Source organism: uncultured Arthrobacter sp., from assembly GCF_964021775.1.
Taxonomy (GTDB): domain Bacteria; phylum Actinomycetota; class Actinomycetes; order Actinomycetales; family Micrococcaceae; genus Arthrobacter.
Genome location: NZ_CAXHZI010000016.1, coordinates 1 through 26,327, shown reverse-complemented (window position 1 = coordinate 26,327; position 26,327 = coordinate 1). Strand labels below are relative to the sequence as shown.

At 69.1% G+C, this 26,327-nt stretch carries 18 protein-coding genes; 10 read left to right on the top strand and 8 right to left on the bottom strand.

Annotation, left to right across the window (positions count from 1 at the left end):
* Positions 1-78: 78 nt before the first annotated feature.
* From ABIN76_RS13030 to ABIN76_RS13010, 5 genes are all read right to left on the bottom strand, one after another.
* Entirely contained in the window at positions 79-6,288 is a 6,210-nt protein-coding gene (locus ABIN76_RS13030; protein WP_346960116.1) for an Ig-like domain-containing protein, read from the bottom strand.
* Between the two features lie 151 nt (positions 6,289-6,439).
* Complete coding sequence (locus tag ABIN76_RS13025; RefSeq protein ID WP_346960115.1) at positions 6,440-7,765, bottom strand: adenylate/guanylate cyclase domain-containing protein; 1,326 nt, start codon at positions 7,763-7,765, stop codon at positions 6,440-6,442.
* Complete coding sequence (locus ABIN76_RS13020; protein ID WP_346960114.1) at positions 7,755-8,351, bottom strand: PH domain-containing protein; 597 nt, start codon at positions 8,349-8,351, stop codon at positions 7,755-7,757. Before ABIN76_RS13020 ends, ABIN76_RS13025 begins: the two co-directional genes overlap by 11 nt.
* On the bottom strand, positions 8,344-9,261 hold the full coding sequence (locus tag ABIN76_RS13015) for a biotin--[acetyl-CoA-carboxylase] ligase (RefSeq protein WP_346960113.1): 918 nt from the start codon (positions 9,259-9,261) through the stop codon (positions 8,344-8,346). Before ABIN76_RS13015 ends, ABIN76_RS13020 begins: the two co-directional genes overlap by 8 nt.
* Positions 9,262-9,492: 231 nt before the next feature.
* A complete protein-coding gene (locus tag ABIN76_RS13010; RefSeq protein ID WP_346960112.1) occupies positions 9,493-10,398 on the bottom strand; it encodes an NAD(P)-dependent oxidoreductase in 906 nt (301 codons plus the stop codon).
* A 433-nt stretch (positions 10,399-10,831) separates the two neighbouring features.
* Between ABIN76_RS13010 and ABIN76_RS13005 the strand changes: the two genes are divergently transcribed.
* The 5 genes from ABIN76_RS13005 to ABIN76_RS12985 all read left to right on the top strand — a co-directional run bounded on the left by ABIN76_RS13005 (position 10,832) and on the right by ABIN76_RS12985 (position 18,085).
* A complete protein-coding gene (locus tag ABIN76_RS13005; protein WP_346960111.1) occupies positions 10,832-12,415 on the top strand; it encodes an acyl-CoA carboxylase subunit beta in 1,584 nt (527 codons plus the stop codon).
* Complete coding sequence (locus tag ABIN76_RS13000) at positions 12,412-12,648, top strand: acyl-CoA carboxylase subunit epsilon (protein WP_346960110.1); 237 nt, start codon at positions 12,412-12,414, stop codon at positions 12,646-12,648. The genes ABIN76_RS13005 and ABIN76_RS13000 overlap by 4 nt, the downstream gene beginning before the upstream one ends.
* Before the next feature lie 53 nt (positions 12,649-12,701).
* Positions 12,702-14,411: a DUF885 domain-containing protein gene (locus ABIN76_RS12995; protein ID WP_346960109.1), complete on the top strand. Its 1,710-nt coding sequence runs from the start codon at positions 12,702-12,704 to the stop codon at positions 14,409-14,411.
* Between the two features lie 393 nt (positions 14,412-14,804).
* Positions 14,805-16,349 (top strand): glycoside hydrolase family 71 protein, encoded by a 1,545-nt coding sequence (locus ABIN76_RS12990; RefSeq protein WP_346960108.1) that lies wholly within the window; start codon positions 14,805-14,807, stop codon positions 16,347-16,349.
* Positions 16,350-16,618: 269 nt separating this feature from the next.
* Positions 16,619-18,085, top strand: a complete 1,467-nt coding sequence (locus ABIN76_RS12985; RefSeq protein ID WP_346960107.1) for a dicarboxylate/amino acid:cation symporter — start codon at positions 16,619-16,621, stop codon at positions 18,083-18,085.
* Between the two features lie 80 nt (positions 18,086-18,165).
* On the opposite strand, the gene ABIN76_RS12980 is transcribed toward ABIN76_RS12985, so the two are convergent.
* Complete coding sequence (locus ABIN76_RS12980; protein WP_346960106.1) at positions 18,166-18,738, bottom strand: hypothetical protein; 573 nt, start codon at positions 18,736-18,738, stop codon at positions 18,166-18,168.
* 193 nt (positions 18,739-18,931) lie between these two features.
* On the opposite strand from ABIN76_RS12980, the gene ABIN76_RS12975 reads away from it, so the two are divergent.
* Genes ABIN76_RS12975 through ABIN76_RS12965 form a run of 3 tightly spaced genes read left to right on the top strand, consistent with a single transcriptional unit; the run spans position 18,932 to position 22,708 of the window.
* The gene (locus tag ABIN76_RS12975) at positions 18,932-19,375 is read left to right on the top strand and encodes a YbjQ family protein (protein ID WP_346960105.1); all 444 of its coding nucleotides are present in this window, start codon (positions 18,932-18,934) and stop codon (positions 19,373-19,375) included.
* Positions 19,376-19,413: 38 nt separating this feature from the next.
* Entirely contained in the window at positions 19,414-20,145 is a 732-nt protein-coding gene (locus ABIN76_RS12970) for a TetR/AcrR family transcriptional regulator (protein ID WP_346960104.1), read from the top strand.
* A 1-nt stretch (position 20,146) separates the two neighbouring features.
* Positions 20,147-22,708: an MMPL family transporter gene (locus ABIN76_RS12965; RefSeq protein ID WP_346960103.1), complete on the top strand. Its 2,562-nt coding sequence runs from the start codon at positions 20,147-20,149 to the stop codon at positions 22,706-22,708.
* Here the strand turns inward: ABIN76_RS12965 and ABIN76_RS12960 are convergent.
* Positions 22,675-24,066 carry an HNH endonuclease gene (locus ABIN76_RS12960; RefSeq protein WP_346960102.1) on the bottom strand — a complete coding sequence of 464 codons (1,392 nt, stop codon included), beginning with the start codon at positions 24,064-24,066 and terminating at the stop codon, positions 22,675-22,677. The two genes, ABIN76_RS12965 and ABIN76_RS12960, sit on opposite strands and share 34 nt — an antisense overlap.
* 114 nt (positions 24,067-24,180) lie before the next feature.
* Positions 24,181-24,474 carry a hypothetical protein gene (locus ABIN76_RS12955; RefSeq protein ID WP_346960101.1) on the bottom strand — a complete coding sequence of 98 codons (294 nt, stop codon included), beginning with the start codon at positions 24,472-24,474 and terminating at the stop codon, positions 24,181-24,183.
* A gap of 72 nt (positions 24,475-24,546) precedes the next feature.
* Here ABIN76_RS12955 and ABIN76_RS12950 point away from each other — a divergent pair, with 72 nt between their 5' ends.
* Together ABIN76_RS12950 and ABIN76_RS12945 are read left to right on the top strand one after the other, a co-directional pair.
* Positions 24,547-25,236 (top strand): nucleoside triphosphate pyrophosphatase, encoded by a 690-nt coding sequence (locus ABIN76_RS12950; RefSeq protein ID WP_346960100.1) that lies wholly within the window; start codon positions 24,547-24,549, stop codon positions 25,234-25,236.
* A gap of 157 nt (positions 25,237-25,393) precedes the next feature.
* Positions 25,394-26,327: biotin carboxylase N-terminal domain-containing protein (locus ABIN76_RS12945; RefSeq protein ID WP_346960150.1), on the top strand; the 934-nt coding region annotated here is incomplete at its 3' end.

Genomic DNA, 26,327 nt, shown 5'->3' with positions numbered 1-26,327 from the left:
GACAGCCTACCCAACCGTCCCCGGGAGTGCGATGGAGAGGACTGCCCGCCGGCCGGCGCCGGCCCGGGCCCGGGCCGGCTACGGCGTGGCTCCGGTCGGGAAGGTGCACAGCGGCACGCCGCTTTGCGCCGGGGAGCCGAGGGTGGTGTGCAGCGACTGGATCCAGCGTGTCTCGTTGGGCGAGCCGCGCATGATGTAGTACCACTGTCCGTCGCCGCTGTAGGTGGTGCCGTGCGGCTTCCAGCACATGATGTCGAAGCTGTCGAAGTGCGACATCCAGGGCCGGTCGTAGCCGCCCTTGCCGTCGCAGGTGAACTTCTTCGGGTCATAGGACGTGGCGCCGGGCAGGTCGGTGCAGCTGCGGTCCATGCCGGAGTTAAGCCGGGTGGACCAGCGCGTTTTCTCGGCCCCGGACTGGGCGGACGCCGAGGCGACCGGGCCGCCGGTGCCGCGCGAGTTGACTGTCTGGACCTGGATGGTGTGCCGCTCGTTGAAGCCGCCGGTGTTGACGGTGCGGCTGCCGGAGGCGGCCACCCGTTCCCAGCCGCCGTCGTCGATCTTGATCTGGGTGTAGGCGATGTCGTGGCTTCCGGCGTCCGGCGAGGCCCAGTTCAAGGTCAGGTTCCGCTGGTTCTCCGCCCCGTCGCTGCCGGATGCGGACGGGGTGCCGGGCGAGCCGTACGGGGTCGCGTTGGCCCCGGCGCTGGCGTCGGAGCTGGGCGCGACGGACGAGTTGGCCGTCACCGTGATGGTGGTGGCGGCGCCGTTGGCGAAGCCGCCGACGGTCTGGCCGGGCTTGATCGGGCCGGCCTGGCCGGTGCTGGCCCGGTAGGTGTAGCCCACCTCGGAGTAAGCGGAGCCGTTGCGTTCCGCGGCGCTGAGCTCGCGGAAGTTGATGGTGACGGCCCGGCCGGCGCCGCCGGTGTTGGCCTCGGTGACGCTGACGCCGGAGACCTGGCTGAGTTTGCCGGTGGCGCGGCGCGGGGCGGACGCGGCGCTGACGGCGCCCTTGCCGGCCTTGTTTTCGGCCTGGACGGTGAAGGTGTAGGACGCTTCGGAGTTGTTGGCGGTGAAGTTCGCCGTCCGCACGGTGCCGGCGACCCGCTGGGTCTGGTCCGCACCGCCGCCGCCGTGCATGGTGACGTAGTAGTTCTTGATCGCGTCGCCGTTGGTGTACGGCTCGTCCCAGGTCACCTTGAGCTGGTTGGAGGTGCCGACGGCGGACGCCACCGACGTCGTCGGCGCGCCCGGGGCGGCCGGGACGCCGGCCGGGTTGTCCTCGGCGGAGTACTGTCCCCAGTCCGAGGGGCCCAGTTCGTTGACGGCCTGGGCCCGGACCTTGTACCGCACGCCGTTGCTCAGGCCCGGCCAGGTGTAGTTCAGCCCGGTCACACCGTTCTTCACGGCGACCCCGCTGGCCGGCGGCGGTGAGATTTCCAGGTTGTAGTTCTTCACCGCGGAGCCCTCGGTCTTCGCCGCGGGCCAGGCGACCACCATGTTCTTATCGCCGGCCTTGACCGTGGGAGCCTCCGGCGGCGACGGTTTTTCATCCGGCCGGATCTCGTTGGAGGCGGGCGAGGGATCGGACTCGTTGACCTCGTTGGTGGCGGTGACGGTGAAGACGTATTTCACGTCATTGGTCAGCCCGCTCAAGGTGCAGGTGGTGGTGGCGCAATCCTGGCTGAAGCCGTTGCCGGAACGCACGGTGTACTTGGTGATGGCGGCCCCGTTGTCCGACGGCGGTGTCCACTTGAGCACGGCCGTGCGGCTGCGGACATCCGTGGCGGACGGTGCCGACGGCGCGTCGGGCTTGTCCCGGACGGTGATCCGGACCCGGCCGTCGGTCTGCCGGGACAGGTCTCCGGTCTTGTCCATCACGGTGTAGCGCACCACCATCACGCCCTTGGAGCCGGCGGCCGGGGTGACGGTGATGGAGTCGCCGGCCACCGCGGGCTGGCCGGCTGCCGAACCGGTCTCCACCGTGGCGGCGACGATCCTCAGCGGCGTCTCCGCGAAGGGGTTGAAGTCGTTGGCGAGGACGTTGACGGTCTCCGCCTTGCCGGCGTTGGCCTTCTCCACAACGTCCTCGTTGGCGACCGGCAGCGGCCGGTTGGAGGCCGTGACCGTGGCCGTGACGGTCGCCCGGACCGGCTCGGAGCGGCCGTCGGTGACCTTGAGCGGGATGCTCCCCTTCCAGCCGGCGGCCTTGGCGGCGTCCGCGGTCACGGTGAGGGTGGCTCCGTCGATGCCGGCCTTGAAGCCCTCGGGCAGGGTGCCGTCGAGTTCGAACCGGAGTTTCTCCTGGTCCCCGGAGTCCACGTCCTTGGCCAGGTTGGCGAGCTCCAGGCTCGCGGATTCAGCTTTGGGCACGTCCAGGGTGGCGCCGCTGAAGGTGGGCGGGTGGTTGGCGTTGGGGTCCGGGATGACCCTGGTGATGATGCTGAGGGTGGACTTGAGTCCCGCCGGGTCTTCGGGTCCGGTGCCGTCGGTGACCTCGAAGGTGACGGAGCCGGGTCCCACGTAGTCCTTGAGGGCGGCGTAGCGCAGGGCGCTGCCGCTGCCGGCCACGACGTTCTCCGGCTGTGCGCCCTGGACCTTGACACTATCCACCTGGGTGATCCGCGGCGTGCGGCCGTCCCGGACGCGGACGTACTCGGCCAGGTCCAGGGTAATGTCCTTGCCGGCCATCACTTCGACGGGTTCGGTCCTGGCCAGGGTGGGGTGCTGTTCGCCCTGGCCCGGGACCCAGATGACGGCGGTCGCGCTTTGGCCGTCCACGTCGGTGACGGTGTAGGGAACCAGCTGGTCCTTGGGCGCGAGGGCCACCCGGACGGTGCCGTCGCCGGCCACGCGGGCGTTCGGGTTGCCGTCGGGCAGGCCGATCTTGAGCTCGGCGGCGACCCCGTCCGGGTCGGCGTCGTTCTTCAGCACGGGGACGTCGACGGCGGATTTGCCCAGCGTCTCCGCCGGGGTGACCACGTCGTCTTTCGCGAGCGGGCGCTTGAGCGTGGCGTCCGGGCTGACCCGGACCCGGATCACGGCGCTGCCCTGGGCTTTTTTGTCGTCCTGGATCTTGTAGCTGATGCTCTCGTTCCCGGCGGCGCCGGGCGCCGTGAGCAGCACCTTGCCGCCGTCTGCGGGCTCGACGGCGAGCTCCGGCCGGGCTTCGAAGCCGTTGCCCACCAGGCTGATCGGGTCCCCGTCGGGGTCCGAGTCGTTGGTGAGGGCGTCGACGGCGACCTTGCGGCCGGGCCGGACATCCACGGCGTCGTCCACGGCGATGGGCTTCTGGTTGTTCGTTTCCTGCGGTGCGATGCCGACGATCACGGTGCCGGTGTTTTCGGCGCCGATCCGGTCCCGGACCCGGTAGCTGAAGGTGTCCGTGCCGGCGGCGTTGCCGGCGGCGGTGAATTCAAGGTAGCCGTCCTTGACCACGGCCGTCCCCATGGCGGGGGCTTTGTCCACCCCGGTGAGCTGGACCGAGTCGCCGTCGGTGTCCACGCCGTCGAGCGGCACCGGGATGCGCACCGTCATGCCGGCCACCACGCGGGCGGTCAGGTTTTTCGGTTCGGGGCGGGTGTTGCGTTCGTCGTCGCGGGCCCGGATCCGGATGGATACCTGCTGGGAGTCGGACTGGCCGGAAGCGTTGGTGACCTTGTAGATGGCGTAGACCGTTTTGGGGACCTCGCCGGCGATGAAGCGCAGGGTCTGGCCGGAGGTGAAGATGCGGCCGTCGGCGGCGTCCGGTTTTTGCGCGAGTTCCGGTTCGAGGGTGAGCTTGCCGCCGTTGGGGTCGGTGTCGTTGCCCAGCACGGGGATGGTGACGACGTCGCCGGCGCGGACGGTGGCCTCGTCGGGTTTGGCCTGCGGGGCCTGGAGCTTGGACGGCGCGGGGACCACCAGGACGGCGATTTCGCCGCTCGCGGAGGACTTGCCGTTGGAGATCGTGTACTTGACGTTGAGCTGGCCCTGGGCGCGGATGTCGGTGATCCGGATGACGGAGTGGTCCAGGACGGCCACGCTCAACGGCAGTCCGTCCGCCGCGGTCACGGACTGGACCACCAGGACGCCGCCGGAGGGGTCGGAGTCGTTGCCGAGCACGTCCACCAGCACGCTGCCGCCGGAGGGCAGCAGCGCGGTGTCGCGGACCGCCACCGGAGCGCCGTCGCCGCCGCCGGGGACGACGTCGACGCGGACCAACTGCTGGGCGCTGGCCGGTCCGTTGGTCACGAGGTAGGAAACGTAGTGGGCGCCCTGGGCGGTGGAGTTGAAGGTGAAGGTCTGCTGGTCGGCGCCCAGGGTGGCGGTGGAGTTGCCGTCCGGGGTGACCTGCGCCAGCCGCAGTGCCCCGCCCTGCGGGTCGGAGTCGTTCTTCAGCGGCGCGATCACCGTGTTCACGCCGGCGACGGCCACGAGGTGGTCCGCGTTCGCGATCGGCGGCAGGGCCCCGGGCGGGCGCACCTCGACGGTGACCTTGCCCTCGGACGTGGACCGGCCGTCGGAGACCGTGACGGTAACGGTTTTGCGGCCGGGTTCGGAGCCGGAGTCCTGGAAGCTGAGCAGGCCGTCGGGCCGGACCTTCACCTGGTCACGGGGGTCGCTGCCGGCCGCGCCGACGACGAACAGGTCATCGCCGTCGGGGTCGGTCCAGTCGGTGAGGATGTTCTGGCTGACCGCCTTGCCGGCCTGGACCACGAGCGTGGTGTTCCGGTTGGGTTTTTGCCGCGGGGCGGAGTTCTCCCCGGGCGGGACGATGTTGAGCGTGACGTCGGCGGAGGCGGAAAGGCCGCGGCCGTCGTCGACGGTGTATTTGAAAGTTTCGGTCCCGGTCTTGTCCGCGCCGACGCTGACCTGGTAGCCGGTGGCGCCGTAAATCGGCGCGACCACCCCGGATTTAAGCGGCTCCGGGGATCGGACGGTGAGGATGTCGCCGTCGGGGTCGGTGTCGTTGTCCAGCACCGGAAGGATGGTGGTTTTGCCGGCGCGGACCCCGAAAGTGTCCGGTTTGGCCACCGGCGGGCTGTTCGGTTTGGTGCGGTCCGGCAGGACGGTCTGCTGCACCTCGTCGGCGGAATCCTTGTCCGCGTCGTCCGAGGTCTGCTGCGGCGGGATGACGTCGTCCCAGTTGTTCACCAGCTGCATGTTCTGGTTCACCAGCCACACATTGCCCGAATTCACATCATTAAGCACCACCAAATCCCGGTTCACCCGAAACACATAACTGGGCGACGCGCTGGCCTTCGGCACCGCCACGTTCCGGTCAGCGGCATCATCGGCGCAATCCCGCACATACTTATTCGCCCCCGACCACGCCGCATGCACACACCCGCCCAACTGCACCGGCGCCGCCGGAACACCCTGCCCGCCAAACGTGACAGTCCTCGCCGCCGAACCATCCAACGGCACCTCAACCAGCGCCTTCGACGTCGCCACCGCCACCGCATCCGCCCCCGGACCCGGCTGCTGCAACCGCGCATCCCGCGCGTCCGCGAGGGCCACCTCACGCCCGCCCGGCAGGAACAGCTTCCCTGCGCCCGCGTCCAGCACCACCGGCCGGTCCCCCACCACACTCAGCTGCAGATCCCCCGCACCCTTCAACCCCTCCCAGGTCTCCGCCTGCGAATCCGCCACCCGGCCCTCGGCATCCACCGACGTCACCGTCACCCGCCCCGACCCGGGATCAGCACTGTAAATCCGGTCATCAGAGCCCACCGCCGACACCGTGCCCGCCGCCCCCGCCAGCACCGGCTCCGAGCCCTCCTCATCAAAACCATTCACCGTCGACGGCGACAACGCCCACACCCGGCCCCGCGCCGCATCCGTCACCGCAATCACCCGCGACCCGAAACTCACCACCGCCGACCCCGGCAACTTCTTATCCCCGCCCAAGCGCATCTGCGCCGCCGACACCTGGTTCAACGTCGAACCCGAGGCATCATCAACAAACACCGTCCCCGCATCCTGCAACACATCAAACGTCGTCGACGCCGGCGTCACCGCACCATCCAACACCCGCGACGGATAATTCAACCGCCCCACCGCGTTCTTCGCCTTCGACACCACCCACACACCACCATCGTTCAACTCCACCTCAGCAGTCTTGAACCCCGGATAAATAACCGCCCCCGCCACCAACACCGCAGCCACCGCCACCAACGAGGTGCCGGCCAGGTGTTTTTTCCGGTTCCGGGCCTGGGTGCCGGTCCGGGTGTTGGTGGGGTTGTTCTTCCAGGCAGGACGGAAGCCGGGGCGTGTTTTTGCCCGCACGGCATCGAGGATGCGTTTCATGTTTCCTGCTGTCCCCCAGTGTCACGCCCGCCGGGCGTGGTGAAGTGCTCTTGGCGTGGCCGGATAACCACGACTATGACATATTGACCATCGAATTGAGAAACCCTTACCGCGGGTTTGCGGGGGCCGCGCCCGGCCGTTGCCGGGACCCCTAGTCCAGGACCAGGCCCCTTCCGCTGCCGCGCTGCAGCTCCACGGGGTGGATCTCGCCGAAGCCGCGGACGTTTTCGGCGTCCCGGGGCAGCAGCACAAAGCGTTCGTCGTGTTCCAGGGCGGCGGCGGTCATGGAGTCGACCAGCACGGTGCCCGGGTCGGCGAGCGCCGTGAGGCGGGCCGCCAGGTTCACGGTGGGCCCGTAGATGTCGCCCAGCCGGGAGAGGATGCGGCCCCACACCATCGCGACGCGGGCCTGGGGCAGGATTTCGTCCTCGTTGAAGGCGTGTGAGAGGGCCAGCGAGATCTCGGCGCCGGCGGCGGGTGTTTCAGCAATGTAGAGCACTTCGTCGCCGACCGTCTTGACGAGGCGGCCGCCGCCGACGGAGATGATCTCGGCGCACTTGTTCTCAAAGCGCTGGACCAGCTGGGCGAGGGTCTTTTCGTTCATCCGGCGGGACAGGCTGGTGTAGGAGACCAGGTCCGCGAAGCCGACGGCGCGCGCGAGCGGCAGCGGGGCGTCGTCCTCGTCCCCCTCGCGGCCTTCCTCGCTGGAGGCCAGGCCGGCCTCGGCGCGCACGGCGAGCCGCTGCACCCCGGCGTTGAGCTGGCGGCGCCAGGAGTAGACCAGCATTTCCTCAAGGGCGTCCACGAGGGAGGGCAGTTCGTTGACCAGCCGTTTCCGGGCCACAGCGTCGGTGACCCCCTGCTTCTGGACCATGTCCTCCACCAGGGCCTCGATCTGCCAGACCACCATGCGGTCCGTCATCTGGCCGATGGCGCGGGTGACGGAGATGGCGGCTTCCTCGGTGAGTTTGCCGGTGCGGACCAGGTCCACGATCGTGTTCAGCGCGGTCTGGTCCTTCTCGGTGAATGCCACGTCCTCGTCGCCGAGGTTGGGGAAGCCGAGGGCACGCCAGAGTTTCCGCGCGGACAGCAGCGACAACCCGGCGCCGGCGGCCACCTCGCGGCGGCGCAGCTTGCGTTCGCCGCCCAGCAGCCGCTGTTCCAGGGCCTTGGCGGCGAGGCGTTCGGCGGACATGGTGCCGGTGGGCGGCGTGGCCGGCGGCTCTTCGACGAGCTCCGGCTGGGCGTCGTCTGCGTCGTCTGCTGCCGGGTCGTCGTCGCCGTCGTCGTCGGCGTCGACGTCGGAGGCATCGGCGCCGGGAGCACCAGCAGCGCCGGCGGCAGCGTCGTCGTCGGAGGCGGCGACGGAGTCCAGCACCGCGGCTTCGAGGGAGGCGGTGTCCAGGACCGCCTCGGGGAGGTCCGAGGGCTCGGCCGCCAGGAGTCCGGTGTCAGGGTGCACGTGCTCAGCGTTCATCTCTTCCACCTTCTCTCATTTCCCATGGCCACCCGCCGGAGCCGGGCATCGTGTCGTCGGCCTCAAGCAGTTCGCCCTCCGGCAGTTCGTCGATCGCGTCGAGGATGAAGTTCCGGAACGTCATCACCTCGGGGACGTCCGGAATCACCGTGCTGGAGGGGTACCCGGTCTCCAAGGATATATTCCCCGAGCGCAAGGACCGTTGGAGCAGCGTCTGTTCGATGAACACATTACGGACCGCGGCCAGCGGAACCTGCTGGTCGCGCCGGCGCAACATGCCGTAACGGGCAACCAGGCGCCGGCTGGTCAGCGTGTAGCGGCTGGCGTGCCAGGTCACGACTTTGGGCAGGCAGGCAGCCAGCAGCACCCACGCGGCGAGCGCCAGGGAGGCGCCGATCAGCCACGGCGTCCACTCCGGGGTGATGAGCGGGACGAGCCTGGCCGGGCCGCCTTTCAGGATCCAGGCGCAGGCGAAGGCGGTCAGGGCGCAGACCAGGATGAACAGCAGTGCCGGGACAATCAGTGTCCGCGGTTGCGGGCGGGTAACCACAATGACTTGCTCGCCCGGGAGGAGCTCTTTACGCATAGCCGCTTTCGCCGCCGGCTTCGCCGGGAGGGGTCCAGGGGCGCAGGTGCACAACGTCGCCGGCGGTTACCACGTGCTCATGCCCGGCGGAGTCGACCACCAGAAGGGAGCCGTACTCGTCCAGGCGGGTGGCGTGGCCGATGATCTCGTGGTCGCCCGGGAGCTGGGCCCGGACCTGCTTGCCGAGGGTGGTCAGCACGTGTTCCACCCGCTTGTGCAGCGAGGGACCGCCGGCCATGCCCGCGGCGGGGTCGCCGTCGGCGTTGCAGAAGCTGCGGTAGAGCGTGGCGAACCGGGAGAGGTAGCTCTTCAGCAGCGCGGTCCGGTCCAGTGTCGTCGGGTGTTCCAGCAGCACGGAGGTGGCCGTGGGCACTGGAAGCTCGGCCTCGGTCAGGGTGACGTTCAGGCCGGTGCCAAGCACCACGGGCGGCACGGCCCCGTCACCCATCGGGCCCAGCTGCGCGAGGATCCCGGCGATCTTTTTGCCGCGGACCAGGACGTCGTTGGGCCATTTGAGCTCGGCGGGGATCCCGGCGGTTTCCAGCAGCGCCTCCCGCAGCGCGAGGGCGGCCAGCAACGAGAGCCAGGAATAGCTCTGGGTGGGCAGCGGGCGGCCCTCGGCGTTGACCGGCCGGAGCACGATCGAGACGGAAACGGAGCTGCGGGCCGGGGCTTCCCAGTGCCGGTCCAGCCGGCCGCGGGCGGCGCTCTGGAACTCGGCGGTGAGCACGGACAGATCCGGCCAGGCGCGAGGGTCCACGGTCACGCCGCGCAGCAGGTCCGCGTTGGTGGAGCCGGTGGACTCCACCACGGTCAGCTGCGGGATGCCGCGGGCGGAGAGGAATGCGGCGTCGCCCAGCGCCTCCTGGTCCAGGGGTGGACGGTCCGGTGTCTCGTGCGCGGCGTGCATGCTTGAATCCTACCGAGTAACCGGCCCCGCGACGCCGGGCCGGGCCCGGCAGTGGCGGCCGCACGCCCGGCAGTGGCGGCCGCGCGCCTGGCGGAACGTCCCCACCTTTGGACGCCGCCCCCGGCGGGTTGCACCGACACGCCGCGGTATTCCGGCGTCGAACCCGCAATAGCGGGGAGTTTCGGCGGCCCGCACCGCACCGCCCCGGAGCGGTGGCTGGCGGCAGGAAACTCAGAGGAAAATGTCAGGAACCAGCTGGTCCTCCGGCGCACCCAGGCTGTACGGCGCGAAGTCCGTGACGCCGGCCGCGGCCAGGACCTGCTCGTCGGTGTAGAAATTGCCGCTCCAGCTGCCGGATTCGGGGATGGCGTTGCTGGCGGTCAGCACGGCGTGGGCGGCGTCGGCCATGATCTGGGGGCCGCGCGCGCCGCGGACGATCTGCTCGCCGCCGGGCATATTGCGGATCGCCGCGGTGTCGATCAGGGTGCAGGGCCAGAGCGAGTTCACGCTGATGCCGTCCACCTTGAGCTCCTCGGCCAGGCCCAAGGTGGTCAGGCTCATCCCGTACTTGGCCATGGTGTAGGCCAGGTGCAGGCCGGCCCATTTGGGGTCCAGGTTCAGCGGCGGGGAGAGCGTGAGGATCTGTCCGGCCGCGGATTCACGCAGCGCCGGCAGGGCGAGCTTGCTGAGCAGGAAGGTGCCCCGGACGTTGATGTCCTGCATCAGGTCGTAGCGCTTCATGTCCACGGCGTCGGTCTTGGACAGGTCGATCGCGGAGGCGTTGTTGATCACGATGTCGATCCCGCCGAAGCGTTCGACGGCGGCGGCGACGGCGCCGGCGACGTCGTCGTCGTTGCGCACATCGCCTACCAGCGGCAGCGCCTGTCCCCCGGCCGCCTCGATATGTTCGGCGGCGGAGTAGACGGTGCCCTCCAGCTTGGCGTGCGGCTGGCCGGTTTTGGCCAGCAGCGCGACGTTGGCGCCGTCCCGGGCGGCTCGGACGGCGATCGCCAGGCCGATGCCGCGGCTGCCGCCGGACATCAGGATGGTGCGGCCGGCCAGGGAACCCGAGGCTTGGTACGGCCCCGGCTGGCCGGAGTGCGGGGACGTGGCCGAAGCGTCGTTGCTTGAAGTCATGGCCCCAGCTTAGCCGATGTTACTGGTCAGTAACATATCCGGCGGCGCCCGGCTGTGGCGTTCCTGCCCGGTTGTTGGCGGACCTGTCCGGAAAATGCGCCCCGCGGCCGCGGAAATCCGGGGGCCCGGCCGGGCGCCGCGGGGTGCCACGGGGAAGAACCGGGCGGGAACGCACGGGCCGGAGGCGGCACGTTCCCGGGGCGGGCAGACCGCGCCGGCCGGGGTGCAGGCCGGGCCGGGTCCGGGGCCCGGGACGGGCGGTCCGGCGAGAGTCGTGGCGAAAATTGTAGGTTTTCTACAGCGGCGCGGGCGAATACCGTCACTAGACTTGCCAACACGGCCATGTTTTTGTGTGGAATCCACTTAAGCGCCACCGCACGGGCCATAGTGACAGCCGTAACGAAGAACAGCACAACAGAGCCGGAGACACTTGATGAGCCACGATCTGACCACGACTGCGGGAAAGATTGCCGATTTCCGCGACCGCCAGGCCCGTGCCGAGCAGCCCTCCGGCCCGGAAGCGATTGAGAAACAGCACGCGCGGGGCAAGAACACCGCCCGCGAGCGCATCGACCTGCTGCTCGACGCCGGCTCCTTCGTGGAGTTCGATGCCCTCGCCGTGCACCGCTCCACCGCGTTCGGCATGGAGAAGAAGAAGCCCCTCGGCGACGGCCTGGTCTCCGGCTACGGCACCGTGGACGGCCGGCCCGTGGCCGTCTACAGCCAGGATTTCTCCGTCTACGGCGGGTCGCTGAGCCAGGTCAACGGCGAGAAGATCGTCAAGGTCCAGGAGTTCGCGCTGCGCAACGGCTGCCCCGTGGTCGGCATCCTCGACGGCGGCGGCGCCCGCATCCAGGAAGGCGTCGCCTCGCTGGCCATGTTCGCGGACATCTTCCGCAACAACGTCCACGCCTCCGGCGTCGTCCCGCAGATTTCACTGATTATGGGGCCCTCCGCCGGCGGCGCCGCCTACTCCCCCGCCCTGACGGATTACGTGGTCATGGTGGACAAGACCTCACACATGTTCATCACCGGCCCGGACGTGATCAAGACCGTCACCGGTGAAGACGTGGACATGGAGACCCTCGGCGGGGCGCGGCAGCACAACGCGAACACCGGCACCTCCACCTACCTAGCCGCCGACGAGGCGGACGCCGTCGAGTTCGTCCGCGAACTGCTGGACTTCCTGCCGTCGAACAACCTCGCCGAGGCGCCGGTGCTGGAGCACAGCCAGCAGCCGGAGCTCGACGACGACGACCTCGCCCTCGATGCGCTGATCCCGGACTCCGCCAACCAGCCCTACGACATGCGCAAGGTGATCGAGCAGATCGTCGACGACGCGCATTTCCTGGAGATGCAGTCGCTCTACGCGCCGAACGTGATCATCGGGTACGGCCGCGTCGAGGGCCACACCGTGGGGATCGTGGCCAACCAGCCGATGCAGTTCGCCGGCACCCTGGACATTGCCGCCTCGGAGAAGGCCGCCCGGTTCGTCCGTAACTGCGACGCCTTCAACATTCCGATCATCACGCTGGTGGATGTGCCGGGCTTCCTGCCGGGCAAGGACCAGGAATTCCAGGGCATCATCCGCCGCGGCGCCAAACTGCTCTACGCCTACGCCGAGGCCACCGTGCCCAAGCTGACCGTGATCACCCGCAAGGCCTACGGCGGTGCCTACATCGTGATGGGCTCCAAGAAGCTCGGCGCGGACCTCAACCTTGCCTGGCCCACCGCGCAGATCGGCGTGATGGGTGCCCAGGGCGCTGTCAACATCCTGTACCGCCGCGAACTCGCCGCGGTCGCGGAGGCCGGCGGCGACGTCGAGGCCAAGCGCGCCGAGGTCATCCGGCAGTACGAGGAGGAACTGCTCAACCCGTACCAGGCCGCCCAGCTGGGGTATGTGGACGCGGTGATAGCCCCGTCCGAGACCCGGCTGCAGATCGTCAAGGGCCTGCGGGCCCTGCGCGACAAACGGGCCAGCCTGCCCGCCAAGAAGCACGGGAACATCCCGCTGTGACGGCACCTGAGGCCGAACCCGGCGCCCAGCCGGCGGAACAGCCGCTGCTCGCCGTCGTCAAGGGGGAACCGACGGCGGAGGAGCTCGCGGCGCTGACCGCCGTCGTCCTTTCGCTCGGCAGCAGCGAATCCGCCGCCCCGGAAAAGCCGGGCGTACGGCACTGGCTCCGCCGGCAGCAGCTGCAGCTGGCGCCGAAGCCTGGCCCTGGCTCGTGGAAGCGCAGCCGCGGCTAAGAAAAGTTCAGTAACCCTTTCATAACCGCCGCGGCCCGGCTAGTCTCGTTCGGGTGACTACCGAAACAACTGAGAACACCACGCCCGACACCCCGGTTCCGGCGCGCCCGCAGACCGCGATCGACGCCGTCGCCGACGCCTTCACGGACACGCTGATCCGGCTGAACCCGAGCTTCGCCACCGAACTTGGCCTGCCCGGCCACGAGACCGAGTACCAGGACTTCTCCCCCGCCGGGCACGAGGAGTTCGCCGCCGCGGCGCGCGAAACCCTCGCGGCACTGGAAGGGCTGGAGCCGGCTGACGACGTCGACGCCGTCACCCTGGATGCGATGCGCGAGCGCCTCGGCCTGCAGCTGGAAATCCACGACTCCGGCTGGGACCTGGCCGAGCTGAACAACATCGCCTCCCCGGCGCAGGAGATCCGCGCGATCTTCGACTTGATGCCGACGGACACCGCCGCGCAGTGGGAGCACATCGCCGGCCGCGCACACAACGTGCCGGCCGCCCTGGACGGCTACATCGAATCGCTGCGCGCAGCCCGGAACGCCGGCCGGGTCTCCGCCGCCCGCCAGGTGCGGATCGTGATGGAACAGACCACCAAGCACGCCGCGGACGACGGGTTCTTCGCCAAGCTGGCCGCCGAGGCCAAGACCGCCGAGGGCCCGCTCCCGGCGGACGTGCAGTCCAGGCTCGACGCCGGCGCTGCCGCCGCCCGCACGGCCTACGCCCGGCTGGCCGGATTCCTGGAATCCGAACTGCTGCCTGCCGCCCCGGAGAAGGACGCCGTGGGCCGGGAGCGCTACGCCCTGGCCTCCCGCTCCTTCCTCGGCGCCACCGTGGACCTCGAGGAGACCTACGCCTGGGGCGTCCAGGAACTCGACCGCCTGATCGCCGAACAGGAGCGGGTGGCCGAGCAGATCCGCCCCGGCGCCACGGTCGAAGAGGCCAAGGAGATCCTCAACAACGACCCGTCCCGCCAGCTCAAGGGCACCGACGCGCTCCGCGCCTGGATGCAGGAGCTCTCCGACAAGGCCGTGGCCGACCTCGCCGGAGTGCACTTCGACATCCCGGACGCGATGAAGACGCTCGAATGCAAGATCGCCCCCACCCAGGAAGGCGGCATCTACTACACCGGCCCGTCGGACGACTTCAGCCGGCCGGGCCGCATGTGGTGGTCCGTGCCGCCGGGCGAGGACACCTTCACCACCTGGGCCGAGACCACCACGGTCTACCACGAGGGTGTTCCGGGCCACCACCTGCAGGTCGCCACCGCCACCTACCGCCGCGAACTGCTGAACAAGTGGCGCCGGAACGTCTGCTGGACCTCCGGTCACGGCGAGGGCTGGGCGCTGTACGCCGAGAAGCTGATGCAGGAACTGGGCTATTTGAAGGATCCGGGCGACCACATGGGCATGCTGGACATGCAGCGCATGCGGGCGGCCCGGGTGGTGTTCGACATCGGCGTGCACCTGGAGTTGGAGGTGCCCGAGCGTTGGGGGTCGGGCACCTGGACGCCGGACACGGGGTACGAATTCCTGAAGCAGAACCTCGCGATCAGCGAGGGGCAACTGAAGTTCGAATTCACCCGCTACCTCGGCTGGCCGGGGCAGGCGCCGTCGTACAAGGTGGGCCAGCGGCTCTGGGAACAGATCCGCGCCGAGCTCGAATCCCGTCCGGGCTTCGACCTCAAGGCCTTCCACACCAAGGCCCTCAACATGGGCTCGGTGGGACTGGACACCCTCAAGCGCGCGCTGCTCGGGTAAGCGCACGCGCCACATGGCAGTTCGCGGCAGTGTTCTTCGGAAACACTGCCGCGAACTGCCACCTCGGTCCGCCCGCGGTCTCATTGTCCGGACGCGGTGGACGTGGGCGAGGCAGTGGACTATTCTCTGTGGAACATATCGCCGGGCTATCAAGGCCCACGTCGACGGCTGGGGACGGCGACGCGAATGCACGGAGGCCCTGCGCCTGGTCGCGGGCCCGCCGTCGGGCAAGAACTACCGTATCCAAGGTGACTCTTGCCTGCTGTCAGTATGCGCGCGTCGTCGCAGCGGTCACCACGCAGGACGATCCTTCTCTATGAGGCGCGCAGCCGATGAGCTGTCCAGCACCCTGGTCTCCGGTGCAACGCACCCGACCTGATACTGGAGCATTCCATGAGGACTTTCGCCGAACACCCGAGACCAACGACGCACGGCCAGGAGCCGGAACGGCGCCGAAGCCGACGGCGGACGACGGCGTCCGTAGTTGCGGCCGCCGTTTTTGCGGCCGCGGCGACGGTTGGTTCCCCCGCTCCCCTGCAAGCGGCGACACCGCTGGCCACGACGGCCGCCTGCAACCCCCTGCCCATCAGCCTGCCGGCCCCCGCGAACCGGCACACCTCGGTCAAGAAGGCCTGGGCCTACTACTTCCCGCCGTTCCCGCTCGCCATCGACAGCCCCGACCCGAGCCGCGACAAATATGCGTCCTGGCTCAATACCTACAACTCGACCAACGGCGCCTATGACCTGCGGGACCGGCCGCTGCCTCCGCTGCGTCCGAGCCCGACGACCTGGCGGCAGGCCGACTTCGAGAAAGAAATCCGGCAGGCCGTCGGCGCGGGCCTGGACGGGTTCATCTGGGAGTACCACAGCTCCAGCGACATCCGGTGGCAGCAGTTGCCGGCCATGCTGGCCGCCGCCAAAGCGGTGGACCCGGGCTTCAAGATCATGCTCAGCCCGGACTTCAACACCGCGGCCGGTTCCACGTCGGACAGCGTCTACAACAACGTCATGAAGGTCAAGGACGATCCTTCCATCTACCGGAACAATGCCGGGATCGTGCTGGCGCCGTTCTATCCCGAGCGCAAGACTCCCGCGTGGTGGGACGGACTCCGGAGCCGGCTCGCCTCCTCCGGCGTCAAGTCCAACCTCGTCCCGATCTTCCTTTCCTGGGGCGGCGGGACCCAAAAAACGGAATGGAACAACTCGGTGTCCGGCTACTCGCAGTGGGGCACACGCTTCGCCGGCGGCGTCCCTACGCTCGCCCGGGAAAGCGCCGAAGCCCACCGCCGGGGCAGGACGTACATGCAGCCGGTGGCGTTCGAGGATTCACGGTCCTACGACGGGCGCTACTGGGAGTCGTCCAACAGCTCCACCCTGCGGGATTCCCTGGCCTCGGCGATCACGAGCAACGCCGACTCCATCGCACTGATGACCTGGAACGACTACACGGAGTCGTGGGTGGCGCCGTCCAAACAACGCGGCTATGCGGTGCTGGACATGGCCGCCTACTACATCTTCTGGTTCAAGAACGGCGCAAAGCCCACGGTCAGCCAGGATGCCTTGTACTGGAGCCACCGCTCGCACCCCGCCAACGCCCCGTATTCAAAAACGCCCATCGGCCGCAACGGCAAGCCCGCCCCCATGTTCATTCCTAACGGCGACGCGGCGAAGAACCAGGTGGAACTCGTGGCCGTGCTGAAATCTCCGGGCCGCCTGAGCATCACGCAGGGCAGCAACGTCAAAATCCTGGACGCCCCGGCCGGCCTGACGTCCTTCAAGGTCCCGCTCGTGGCCGGCACGACGCCGTCCTTCAAGCTCTCCCGCAGCGGGGCGACGGTCCAGACGGTCACCAGCAACACCCCGGTACGCTCCGCCGTGGTGTACCAGGACATGATCTACCACGCGGGCGGCGGCGTTGCCGTGAGCTGCCCGCGCTAGCACCTGCGCCCCGGGTAACCGCACCGGCGCGGTGAGCTTCGCCGAGGTGGCAGTTCGCGGCAGTGTTCTTCGGAAACACTGCCGCGAACTGCCACCTCGGTCCCCTCGCCCCGCGAGACTATCGCCACACCGCGAGCTGGAATAACTTCACACTTAGGCCGTCCTTCGGCCCCAATTCGCGGTTCTTGCGGACAGGTGGGAAATCAGGGCGCGTAACATTTCTCAACATCCGTTCGTCGTGTTATGGACCGCGGTCCTAGCGTATTCGGGTGACCACTCAGACAAGCACCCCCGCAACCGCAGGCAAGCCAGGTTTCCGGCTGCCCAAATGGGCCGGCTCTTTCGGCTTCCAGATCATCGCCGCCCTGATCGTGGGCCTGGGCCTCGGCCTGCTCGCGAAGTACACGGGCAGCACCAAGGCGAACCCCAACGCCCTCGGCGCCACGCTGCAGACCATCGGCTCGAGCTACGTCTCGCTGCTGCAGACCGCCGTCGTGCCCCTCATCTTCACCGCCGTCGTCAGCTCCATCTCCAACCTGCGCGCCGTGTCCAACGCGGCCCGGCTGGCCTGGAACACGCTGCTCTGGTTCGCGATCACCTCGCTGATCGCGGTGCTGATCGGCATCGGCCTGGGCGTGTTCCTGCAGCCCGGCGCCAACACCGGCCTCACCGGCCAGGGCGAAGCGCCGTCGAAGGTCGGCAGCTGGTGGGCCTTCTTGGTCGGGCTGTTCCCGAAGAACTTCCTGGGCCTGGGCGCCAGCACCACCGTCACTGACGGCGTCACCACCACCGCGGTGAGCTTCAACGTGCTGCAGATCCTCGTGATCGCGATCGCCGTCGGCATCGCCGCGCTCAAGGTAGGCAAGGCCGCCGAGCCCTTCCTGAACCTCAATGCCTCGGCCCTCGCCGTGATCCAGAAGGTCCTTTGGTGGATCATCCGGATCGCCCCGCTGGGCACCGTCGGCCTGATCGGCAACGCCGTGGCCGTCTACGGCTGGGACACCATCGGCTCACTCGGCAAGTTCACCTTCGCCATCTACGTCGGCGTGGCCCTCGTGCTGTTCGTCGTCTACCCAATCCTGGTCCGCAGCCACGGACTGTCGATCAAGCAGTACTTCTCCGGCGTCTGGCCGGCCGTGCAGCTGGCTTTCGTTTCCCGCTCCTCGGTGGGAACCCTGCCGCTGACCCAGCGCGTGACCGAACGTTCCCTGGGCGTCCCCCGCGCCTACGCCTCCTTTGCCGTGCCGCTGGGCGCCACCACCAAGATGGACGGCTGCGCCGCAATCTACCCCGCCGTATCCGCCATCTTCGTGGCCCAGTTCTTCGGCATCCAGCTGGACTTCAGCCAGTACCTGCTGATCGCCCTCGTCTCCGTCCTGGGCTCCGCCGCGACCGCCGGCACCACCGGCGCCGTGGTCATGCTCACCCTGACGCTCTCCACGCTGGGACTGCCGCTGGCCGGCGTCGGCCTCCTGCTGGCGATCGACCCGATCCTGGACATGGGCCGCACCGCGGTCAACGTGGCCGGACAGGCCCTGGTCCCCACCATCGTGGCCAAGCGCCAGGGCATCCTGGACGAGTCGCTCTACAACGCCCCGCGCAACGGCGACCCGTTCAGCGACGACGTCGTGGACGCCGATGTTGTTGACGCCGACGGCGACGCCCCGGCCCCCGCCGCCGGCCGCCAGGCGTCCGGTGCCTCCGACGCCCGGGAACTGGCCGGCGCGAAGGCCTAGGCACCATTTCATCGCAAAAAGTAGTCCCCGGGATCATCTTCCCGGGGACTACTTTTATGTGGCCTTAGTGTTGCTGCTCCCTAGTGGCCGCCGCCGATGACGCCCTTCTCCACGGCCTTGGTGACCGCGTCGGCCTCGGCCTGGGTCAGGGTGCCGTCGCTGACGGCCTTGTCCAGCCTGGTCTTCAGCTCGGCGGCGCGGTCCGCCTGTGCGGCGGTGCGGAGTTCCGTCAGGGCCGCGGTGACCTTGGCTTCGTCGATGCCCAGCGACGCTGCGAGCGACTTAGCCAGTTCCGCCTCCATGGCCGAGCGGTCCGGCCGGGTTCCCTCGGCCGGCGGGGTGGCGGGCTTGTGGGCGTCGCGGAAGGCCTTCAGCGCGTCGGTGACCTTGGCCTCATCGACGCCGAGCTTGGCGGCGAGTTCGGAGGCCTTCGCCCCGCCGAAGCCGCCGCGTTCGCCACCGTGGCCGTGGCCGCCGCGCATGCCCATCCCCATCCCGTCACCTTTCGTGCTGCTGCCCTCCGGGGAGGCGGTGGAGCTCGGGGTGGGGGTCGGCGTCGTGGTGGCGGAAGCCATCCCGGCGACTCCGACGCCGGCGCCCAGCGCCAGGGCGGCGGCCGAGATGCCGAGCGTGATTCTCTTGGTACGTGACATGTGCGCTCTCCTGGATCTGCCGTACGGCGACGGCTTGCGTTCTCGGAAGTCTTTTTCAAGACGTGACTCCAGTGTGTCCCGCCGGCTTCGGCGGGAGCTGTCCAGAACCTTTCATCTTCCTGTGAATGTTCCCGGCCAAATTGTTCCCCGGACCCTCCCTTGCCCGGGCGCCCAAAGTGGCTAGGCTCGCATCATGCTGATCGTCACCTCGAACGACATACCCGGCCACCGGATCGACGCCGTCTTCGGCGAAGTCATGGGTCTCACCGTCCGCTCGCGGGACGTCGGCGCCCAGGTCGTGGCGGGATTCCGTTCGCTGGCCGGCGGCGAGCTGCGCGAACTTACCCAGGTTCTCTACGAGAGCCGGCAGGAAGTCATGGCGCGGATGGTCGCCGAGGCGGCCCAGCGCGGCGCCAACGCAATTGTGGCGATGCGGTTCGATACCGCCCACATGGCCAACAACTGGACGGAGATCTGCGCCTACGGCACGGCGGTATATGCGATCCCGCTGGCCGACGGCGAGGCCGGCGCCACCGGGCAGTCCATCCAGCTGACCGGCACAGGGACCGGCGCCAGGACCGCGGGCCCAGTAGGGCCGGGCGCCGCCGGCCTCGCCCAAGGCACCGCCGGCAAATAAACTTGCCCGGAGTGCAAACATGCACATAGTCTAAGTCCATGCCCACTCCACCCCTTTTTGGCCCCGATGAGGGGGCCGCGGCGCCGTCGCGGCGCGAGCTGAACAAGGCCGCCACCCGGCAGGCCATCACGGACGCCGCCCTGGGCCTGCTCCGCACCCGGGGGCCCGGCAACTTCACGGTGGAAGACATCGCCGAAGCAGCCGGCATCTCCCGCCGGACGTTCTTCAACTACTTCAGCAGCACCGAAGTGGTCATCGCCTCGGTGACCCGCGGATTCCTTGACACCGCGCTCCAGCAGTTCCGCCTCCGGCCCGCCGGCGAGCCCGTCCTGGAGTCTGCGCGTGCGGCCCTGGTGGCACTCGCCGACCCGATGACGATCGCCCCGCTGGCCGAGCTTTACAGCCTTGGCCAGTCCAATCCGCAGCTCAACCGCTCCGAGCTGGAAGCCTGGGACCACTGCACCGCCGAGATCATCGACGCCGCCCGCGAGCGCTTCGCCCAGGGTTCCGCCCGGGGTTCCGACCAGGGGTCCGGCGTCGAGATTGACGAACTGTACCTGCGCGCCCTCGCCGGCTCCGTCATCTCCTGCGGCAAGGCCGCGATGGACGTCTGGTTCGCGCGCTGCAAGGGCTCCCTCTCCCCCGAATCACTCTCCACCCTGCGCCAACTGCTGATCGACTCCATGAGCTTGCTGGGCTCCGGATTCGCGTCCCCGGCGGCCGCCCCGGCCGCCAGCCCCACCGCCACCCCTTCCCCAGATCGGTTCTGACATGGCCCTGTTGCTCTATCGTCTCGGCAAGTTCTCCTATCGCCACCGCTGGCTGGTCATCTCCCTCTGGCTCGCCGTGATGGTGGCCGTCGGCGGTGCCGCCGCAGCGTTCCACGGCACGCTGTCCAACAACTTCCAGATCCCCGGCACCGAAACCCAGCAGATGGCGGACAAGCTCAAGAAGGACCTCCCGTCCTCCTCCGGCGGCTCGGCGAGCATCGTCTTCGAAGCCAACGACGCGCAGTTCAGCCAGGCCGGCAAGGACGCGGTCTCCGCCGCGCTGGCCAAGCTGAAAACCATCCCGGACGTCCAGGGCACGGTAGACCCGTTTGCCACCCAGGCCCAGCTGGACAAGGCCGGCACGGACCTGGCCGCCGCCGAACAAAAGGCCGCCGCCGGCAAGGCCCAGCTGGATAAGGCCGCCGCGGAGCTCGCCGCCGGCAAGGCCCAGCTGGCCGACGCAGAGCAGCAGATGGCCGCCGCCGGGCTGCCGCCCGCGGCCATCGAGGCCCAGCTCGGCCAGCAGAAGGCCGCCCTCGCCGCCGGGCAGGCAAAACTCGACGCCGGCACCAAGGAACTCGACGCCGGAAACGCCAAGCTGACGCTCGGCAAACGCCAGCTCGAAGCGTCCCAGGGCCTGCGCTTTGTCTCCGAGGACGGCAAAGCCGCCATCGCCCAGGTCCAGTTCAAGACCTCGATCAACGGCCTCAAGCCGGAGGTCCGGCAGGAAGTCCAGGACATCGTCAAGGAGGTCTCCGCCGCCAACGTGACCGCGCTGCCCAGCAAGGAAATCAGCGAGGACATCTCCGAGATCTTCGGTACCGCGGAGATTATCGGCATTGCCGTAGCCGCGCTGGTGCTGATCGTCATGCTCGGCACCCTCGTCGCCGCCGGACTCCCCCTGCTGATGGCCATCGTCGGCGTGGCCGTCGGCGTGGGCGGCACCTTCGCGCTCAGCGGCGCCGTGGACATGAGCTCCATTTCCCCGATGCTGGCCCTCATGCTGGGCCTGGCCGTCGGCATCGACTACTCCCTGTTCATTGTCAACCGGCACCGCGGCCAGCTGCTCGCCGGCATGGATCCCGAGGAGTCCGTGGCCCTGGCCACCGGCACGTCCGGCAACGCGGTGCTCTTCGCCGGCCTCACGGTGATCATCGCCCTCGCCGCCCTTGTGGTGCCGGGGCTGCCGTTCCTGGCCGTGATGGGCCTGTCCGCCGCCGCCACGGTGGCCGTCGCCGTCGTCGTCGCCCTGACCCTGACGCCGGCTGTGCTCTCCCTGGTGGGCCGCAAGCTGATTTCCAAGCGGGCCTGGGCCAAGGCGGAGCGGCACAACGCCGCGCCGGGCCACGAGTCCGAGGACCGGGCCCGGGACGAATACCGCAGCAGCCACGGCTGGGGCGGCGTCGTCACCCGGCACCCCTGGCTCTCGCTGGTGGCCGGCGTGCTGCTGCTGGGCGTGGTGGCCCTGCCCGCCAGCCAACTCCGGCTCGCCCTGCCGGATGCCAGTTCCGAGCCGGTCGCCTCGCAGGCTTTCAAGGCCTACGACGTCACCAAGCGGAGCTTCGGCGAGGGCATGACCGGGCCGATCATCGTCGTCGGCGATTTCCCTGCCGGGCTCAGCGCCGAGGAGGCGCAGGCGAAGCAGTTCGACGTCGCGGACATCCTGCGCAAGACGGACAACGTCACCGCCGCCGTGCCGCTGGCGCTTAGCGAGGACCGCCGCACCGCGGTCTTCCAGGTCCTGCCGAAGGAAGGCCCGGCCAGCGCCAGCACCGTCGACGTGGTCTCCGAACTCCGCGCCGAAAAGGCCCGGATCAACGACGCCACCGGGGTCAGCATCGGCCTCACCGGCCAGACCGCCGGCAACGTGGACGTCTCGACCAAGCTGGGCGACGCCCTGCCGCCTTACCTGGCGATCGTCGTCGGGCTCTCCCTGGTCCTGCTGCTGCTGGTGTTCCGTTCCATCGTGGTTCCGCTGCTGGCCACCGGCGGCTTCCTGCTCTCGCTTGCTGCCGCGTTCGGCGGTGTCGTGGCCGTGTACCAGTGGGGCTGGCTGGGAACCGTGTTCGGCGTCGAGAACCCCGGCGCGGTGCTGAGCTTCCTGCCCATCATCCTGATCGGCGTGCTGTTCGGCCTGGCCATGGACTACCAGGTCTTCATCGCCTCCGGCATGCGCGAGGCGTACATGCACGGCGAGACGGCCAGGCACGCGGTCCGCTCCGGCTTCAGCCACGCGGCGGCCGTGGTCACCGCCGCCGCGATCATCATGGTCAGCGTGTTCTCCGGCTTCATCTTCTCGCACTTGAACATGGTCCGGCCGCTGGGCTTCGCGATGGCCTTCGGTGTGCTGGTGGACGCCTTCGTGGTGCGCATGACGATCGTCCCGGCCGTGATGTACCTGCTCGGCCGCAAGGCCTGGTGGCTGCCGCGCTGGCTGGACCGCATCCTGCCGGACGTCGACGTCGAGGGTGCCAAGCTGCGCAAGCCGGACGCCGACGGCGGTGCGGCCGCCGACGGCGGTGCGGCCGCCTACGTGGAGCCCGCCGCGGCCGAGGCACGGTAGCCCCATCCCGTCCCCCATTGCCGCCCGTCGATCCTTGCGATCGGCGGGCGGCTTTGTTGTCGGCCGGCTCCGGCCCCCGTCCTTCCCGCCAGCGAGCCGCCCGGCAGTGCACTTCCCGGCAGTGGTGGGGCGGTCGAGGAGTAGGCGTGGCCGGTGGGGGTGGTGAGCTGGATGGTGTGCCGCCCGGGTCCGGGGCGTGGTTGTGCGCTCCAGCCAGGGGTCTCCTTGGTGTGGTTGCAGGCTTCGCAGAGTCCGGCCCCGTTTCCGCTGGTGGTTGGGCCACCGGTGTGCCACGAAACGATGTGGTCCAGGTGCCGGATGGGGGCGTCGCAGTAGGGTGTCCGGCAAGTGTCGTCGCGAGCCTGGATGAACCGGCGCAACCCGGACGGGAAGAGCCGGGCGCGGGAGTCCATCCCGAGGAGTTCGCCGGTGGCTGGGGCCGTGTAAAGCCGGCGGACCCAGGTTGCGAAGGCCGGTTCGTTGCTGGCAAGACGCGCGCCGCCCGTGCCCCAGACCTCATCCGTGCGCTTGCCCGTACCCGCGTTCTTAAGCAGTGCACGAGCCCAGCCTGCCGGGACGATGCCATACCCCGGCAGCCGTGCAGGTTCGCTGTCGCCCTGGAAGAAGGTGCGGTCGGTCATGACCAGCTGGATCTCGATGCCGCTGATCCCGCCGGCCTTCCCGGTGGTGCGTTCGACCAGGGCGTCGGCCATGAGCTGGGCCCGGGAGCGGGGATCACCGGAGCTGCGGGCCGAATCGGCATGCTGGGTCAGGGCCGCCTGCACGGCGACACCGGCCGCGACCGGCAGCAGTGCCGTGAGGTAGCACATGGTGTCCGGCGCCGGGCGGAGACTGACACGGCGTTCGGTCGCGGCATGAGCCGCGCGCTGAGTGACCGATCGCGGGTCGCGGCGGTACGCCGCCGCCCTGGCCGCGGCGACGATGGCCCGGTCTCCGGCGCCGTCGAACGTCCCGGCGTCGGGCGCGAGTTCCTCGTCGACGGCGGCCCGCTCCTCCGGGGACAGGCACGCGGTTTCCCGCACGAGCAGCGTGGCGCGCCATTCGTTGAGCTGCCCGGTCTCGAGCGCGGCGAGGGTGTGCGGCATCTCCGTCACCAAGGCCTTCGCCAATCCGAGGAGCCGTCCGCCGTGGGCCGGTGATTCCCGCCGGGCCAGTGCGATCTGCGCGGCAATCCCGACGCCCAGGTCTGCGGCGGGCATGCCGGCGTCGGCCTGTTCACCCCGCTGCAGCAGATCAAAGGCAACGGACAGCCGCGCCTGACGGGCGGCCAGGGCGGACTTGCGGTCTTCCACGGCCCGGATCTCGGCGATCAAACGGGCGCTGTCCGACTCAGGCACGTCGCCGCTCAGCACTGTGGCTGCATCGTCTGATGCCGGCCTCTTCCCGCAATTGCAGGCACAGCCGCACCCAACTGCTGCTTCGAGGACCGCCGCCTGATGACCGTGCATGACTTAAGTGTCCTGGAGGGCTAAGACATTGATGAGGGCCAAGAGCAGCCGATCCACCGCTTCGGTCGCCATCGGGGTGGTGCCCGCTTCGAGGGCAACTGCGGGACCACGACATAGCACTGCGGCCACTTCGAGACGGGTCGTGACAGTCGTTAGGGCGGACTGCAGCTCCTCCAACCGCAACACCTCTTCGATCAGTCCGGCGCCGCTTTCGGGCAATGCCATCTCCTCAAGTGCCCGGCAACACAGGGCAATGACGCTGCGAAGATTCCCTACGACCGCTCGGTTACCATCCATGGCCTAACTCTCCCAGCGACCTCTGACAGAAAGCGCTCACCGACGACCAGCCCCAGGAACTAGGCTGGTGCCGTGACCCGCCTCATTCTTGCCTCCCAGTCCCCCGCCCGCACCAAGCTGCTCAGCAACGCCGGGATCGCCCACGACGTGCTCGTCTCCGCTGTCGATGAGGACGCCGTGCAGGCCCGCTACGGCGTGACCGACCCGCACGACACCGCCCTGCTGCTGGCGCGGGCCAAAGCCGAGGCGGTCGCCTCGCTGCCGGAGGCGGACGGCGCCCTGGTGATCGGCTGCGACTCCGTCTTTGAGTTCGACGGCGAGGCCCACGGCAAGCCCTACACCGCCGACGTCGCCAAGGAACGGATGCTCCGGATGAGCGGCGGCATGGGCGTGCTGCACACCGGCCACTGGCTGGTGGACTGCCGGGACACCGACCCGGGCTCGCCGGACGACGGCACCGGCACCGGCGCCGGCACGGGCGCGACGCTCGGCGCCGTCTCCTCCGCCGAGGTGCACTTCATGGAGATGAGCGAGGCGGAGATCGACACGTACATCGCCACCGGCGAGCCGCTCCAGTGCGCCGGCTCCTTCACGATCGACGGCTACGGCGGGGCCTTCATCCGCAAGGTCGACGGCGACCCCCACACCGTCGTCGGGCTCTCCATCTCCACCCTGCGCAGCCTGCTGGGCCAAGCCAAAGTGAACGTCACCGAACTCTGGACCGGCGGCGCCGCGGACCCGGCCGACATCCGCGCAAAGTGAGCCATTTCGCACCGCCTTGTAGGAACCCCACAAAGGATCGGCTGTTTACGCGCGGGATCCGCAAGTAATATCGGCGGAACCCACAAAACCGCGCTAGGCTCCCTGAAGGAAAGAAGGAGACGCCTTGTCAGCAAATTCGGAGCAGTCCGCCACGCAAGTGCCCGCAAACACCACGCCGGGCACCCATCCCCTGAGCAAGGTGCTGATCGCCAACCGCGGCGAAATCGCCGTGCGCATCATCCGCGCCGCGCGCGATGAAGGCATCGCCTCCGTGGCGGTCTACGCGGATCCGGACCGCGACGCCCTGCACGTCAAGCTCGCCGACGAGGCCTACGCCCTGGGCGGCAACACCGCCGCCGAGTCGTACCTGGTGATGGACAAACTGATCGAGGTGGCCCGGCGCTCCGGCGCCGACGCCATCCACCCCGGCTACGGCTTCCTCGCCGAGAACGCCGACTTCGCCGCCAAGGTAATCGACGCCGGCATCACCTGGATCGGCCCCTCCCCGGAGGCCATCTCCGCCCTGGGCGACAAGGTCCAGGCCCGCCACATCGCCGAAAAGGTCGGCGCCCCCCAGGTTCCCGGCACCGCCGACCCGGTGCAGTCCGCCGAGGAAATCCTCGAATTCGTGGACAAGTTCGGCCTGCCGGTCGCCATCAAGGCGGCCTTCGGCGGCGGCGGACGCGGCATCAAGGTGGCCCGCAGCCGCGAGGAAATCCCCGAACTGTTCGAATCCGCCGTGCGCGAAGCCACCGCAGCGTTCGGCCGCGGCGAGTGCTTCATCGAACGCTTCCTGGACGCCCCGCGGCACGTTGAGACCCAGTGCCTGGCCGACGCGCACGGCAACGTCGTCGTCGTGTCCACCCGGGACTGCTCGCTGCAGCGCCGCAACCAGAAGCTGGTGGAAGAGGCCCCCGCCCCGTTCCTCACCGAGGAGCAGAACCAGCGGCTCTACGAATCCTCCAAGGCCATCCTCAAGGAAGCCGGCTACCTCGGCGCCGGCACCTGCGAATTCCTCGTGGGCCAAGACGGCACCATCTCCTTCCTCGAGGTCAACACCCGCCTCCAGGTGGAGCACTGCGTCTCCGAGG

Coding starts and splice junctions, on each gene's coding strand:
- ABIN76_RS12975 (WP_346960105.1), top strand. CDS start 18,932: ATGCTGATCGTCACCTCGAACGACATACCCGGCCACCGGATCGACGCC.
- ABIN76_RS13025 (WP_346960115.1), bottom strand. CDS start 7,765: ATGAACGCTGAGCACGTGCACCCTGACACCGGACTCCTGGCGGCCGAG.
- ABIN76_RS13005 (WP_346960111.1), top strand. CDS start 10,832: ATGAGCCACGATCTGACCACGACTGCGGGAAAGATTGCCGATTTCCGC.
- ABIN76_RS12970 (WP_346960104.1), top strand. CDS start 19,414: ATGCCCACTCCACCCCTTTTTGGCCCCGATGAGGGGGCCGCGGCGCCG.
- ABIN76_RS13030 (WP_346960116.1), bottom strand. CDS start 6,288: ATGAAACGCATCCTCGATGCCGTGCGGGCAAAAACACGCCCCGGCTTC.
- ABIN76_RS12965 (WP_346960103.1), top strand. CDS start 20,147: ATGGCCCTGTTGCTCTATCGTCTCGGCAAGTTCTCCTATCGCCACCGC.
- ABIN76_RS13010 (WP_346960112.1), bottom strand. CDS start 10,398: ATGACTTCAAGCAACGACGCTTCGGCCACGTCCCCGCACTCCGGCCAG.
- ABIN76_RS13015 (WP_346960113.1), bottom strand. CDS start 9,261: ATGCACGCCGCGCACGAGACACCGGACCGTCCACCCCTGGACCAGGAG.
- ABIN76_RS12980 (WP_346960106.1), bottom strand. CDS start 18,738: ATGTCACGTACCAAGAGAATCACGCTCGGCATCTCGGCCGCCGCCCTG.
- ABIN76_RS13020 (WP_346960114.1), bottom strand. CDS start 8,351: ATGCGTAAAGAGCTCCTCCCGGGCGAGCAAGTCATTGTGGTTACCCGC.
- ABIN76_RS12955 (WP_346960101.1), bottom strand. CDS start 24,474: ATGGATGGTAACCGAGCGGTCGTAGGGAATCTTCGCAGCGTCATTGCC.
- ABIN76_RS12990 (WP_346960108.1), top strand. CDS start 14,805: ATGAGGACTTTCGCCGAACACCCGAGACCAACGACGCACGGCCAGGAG.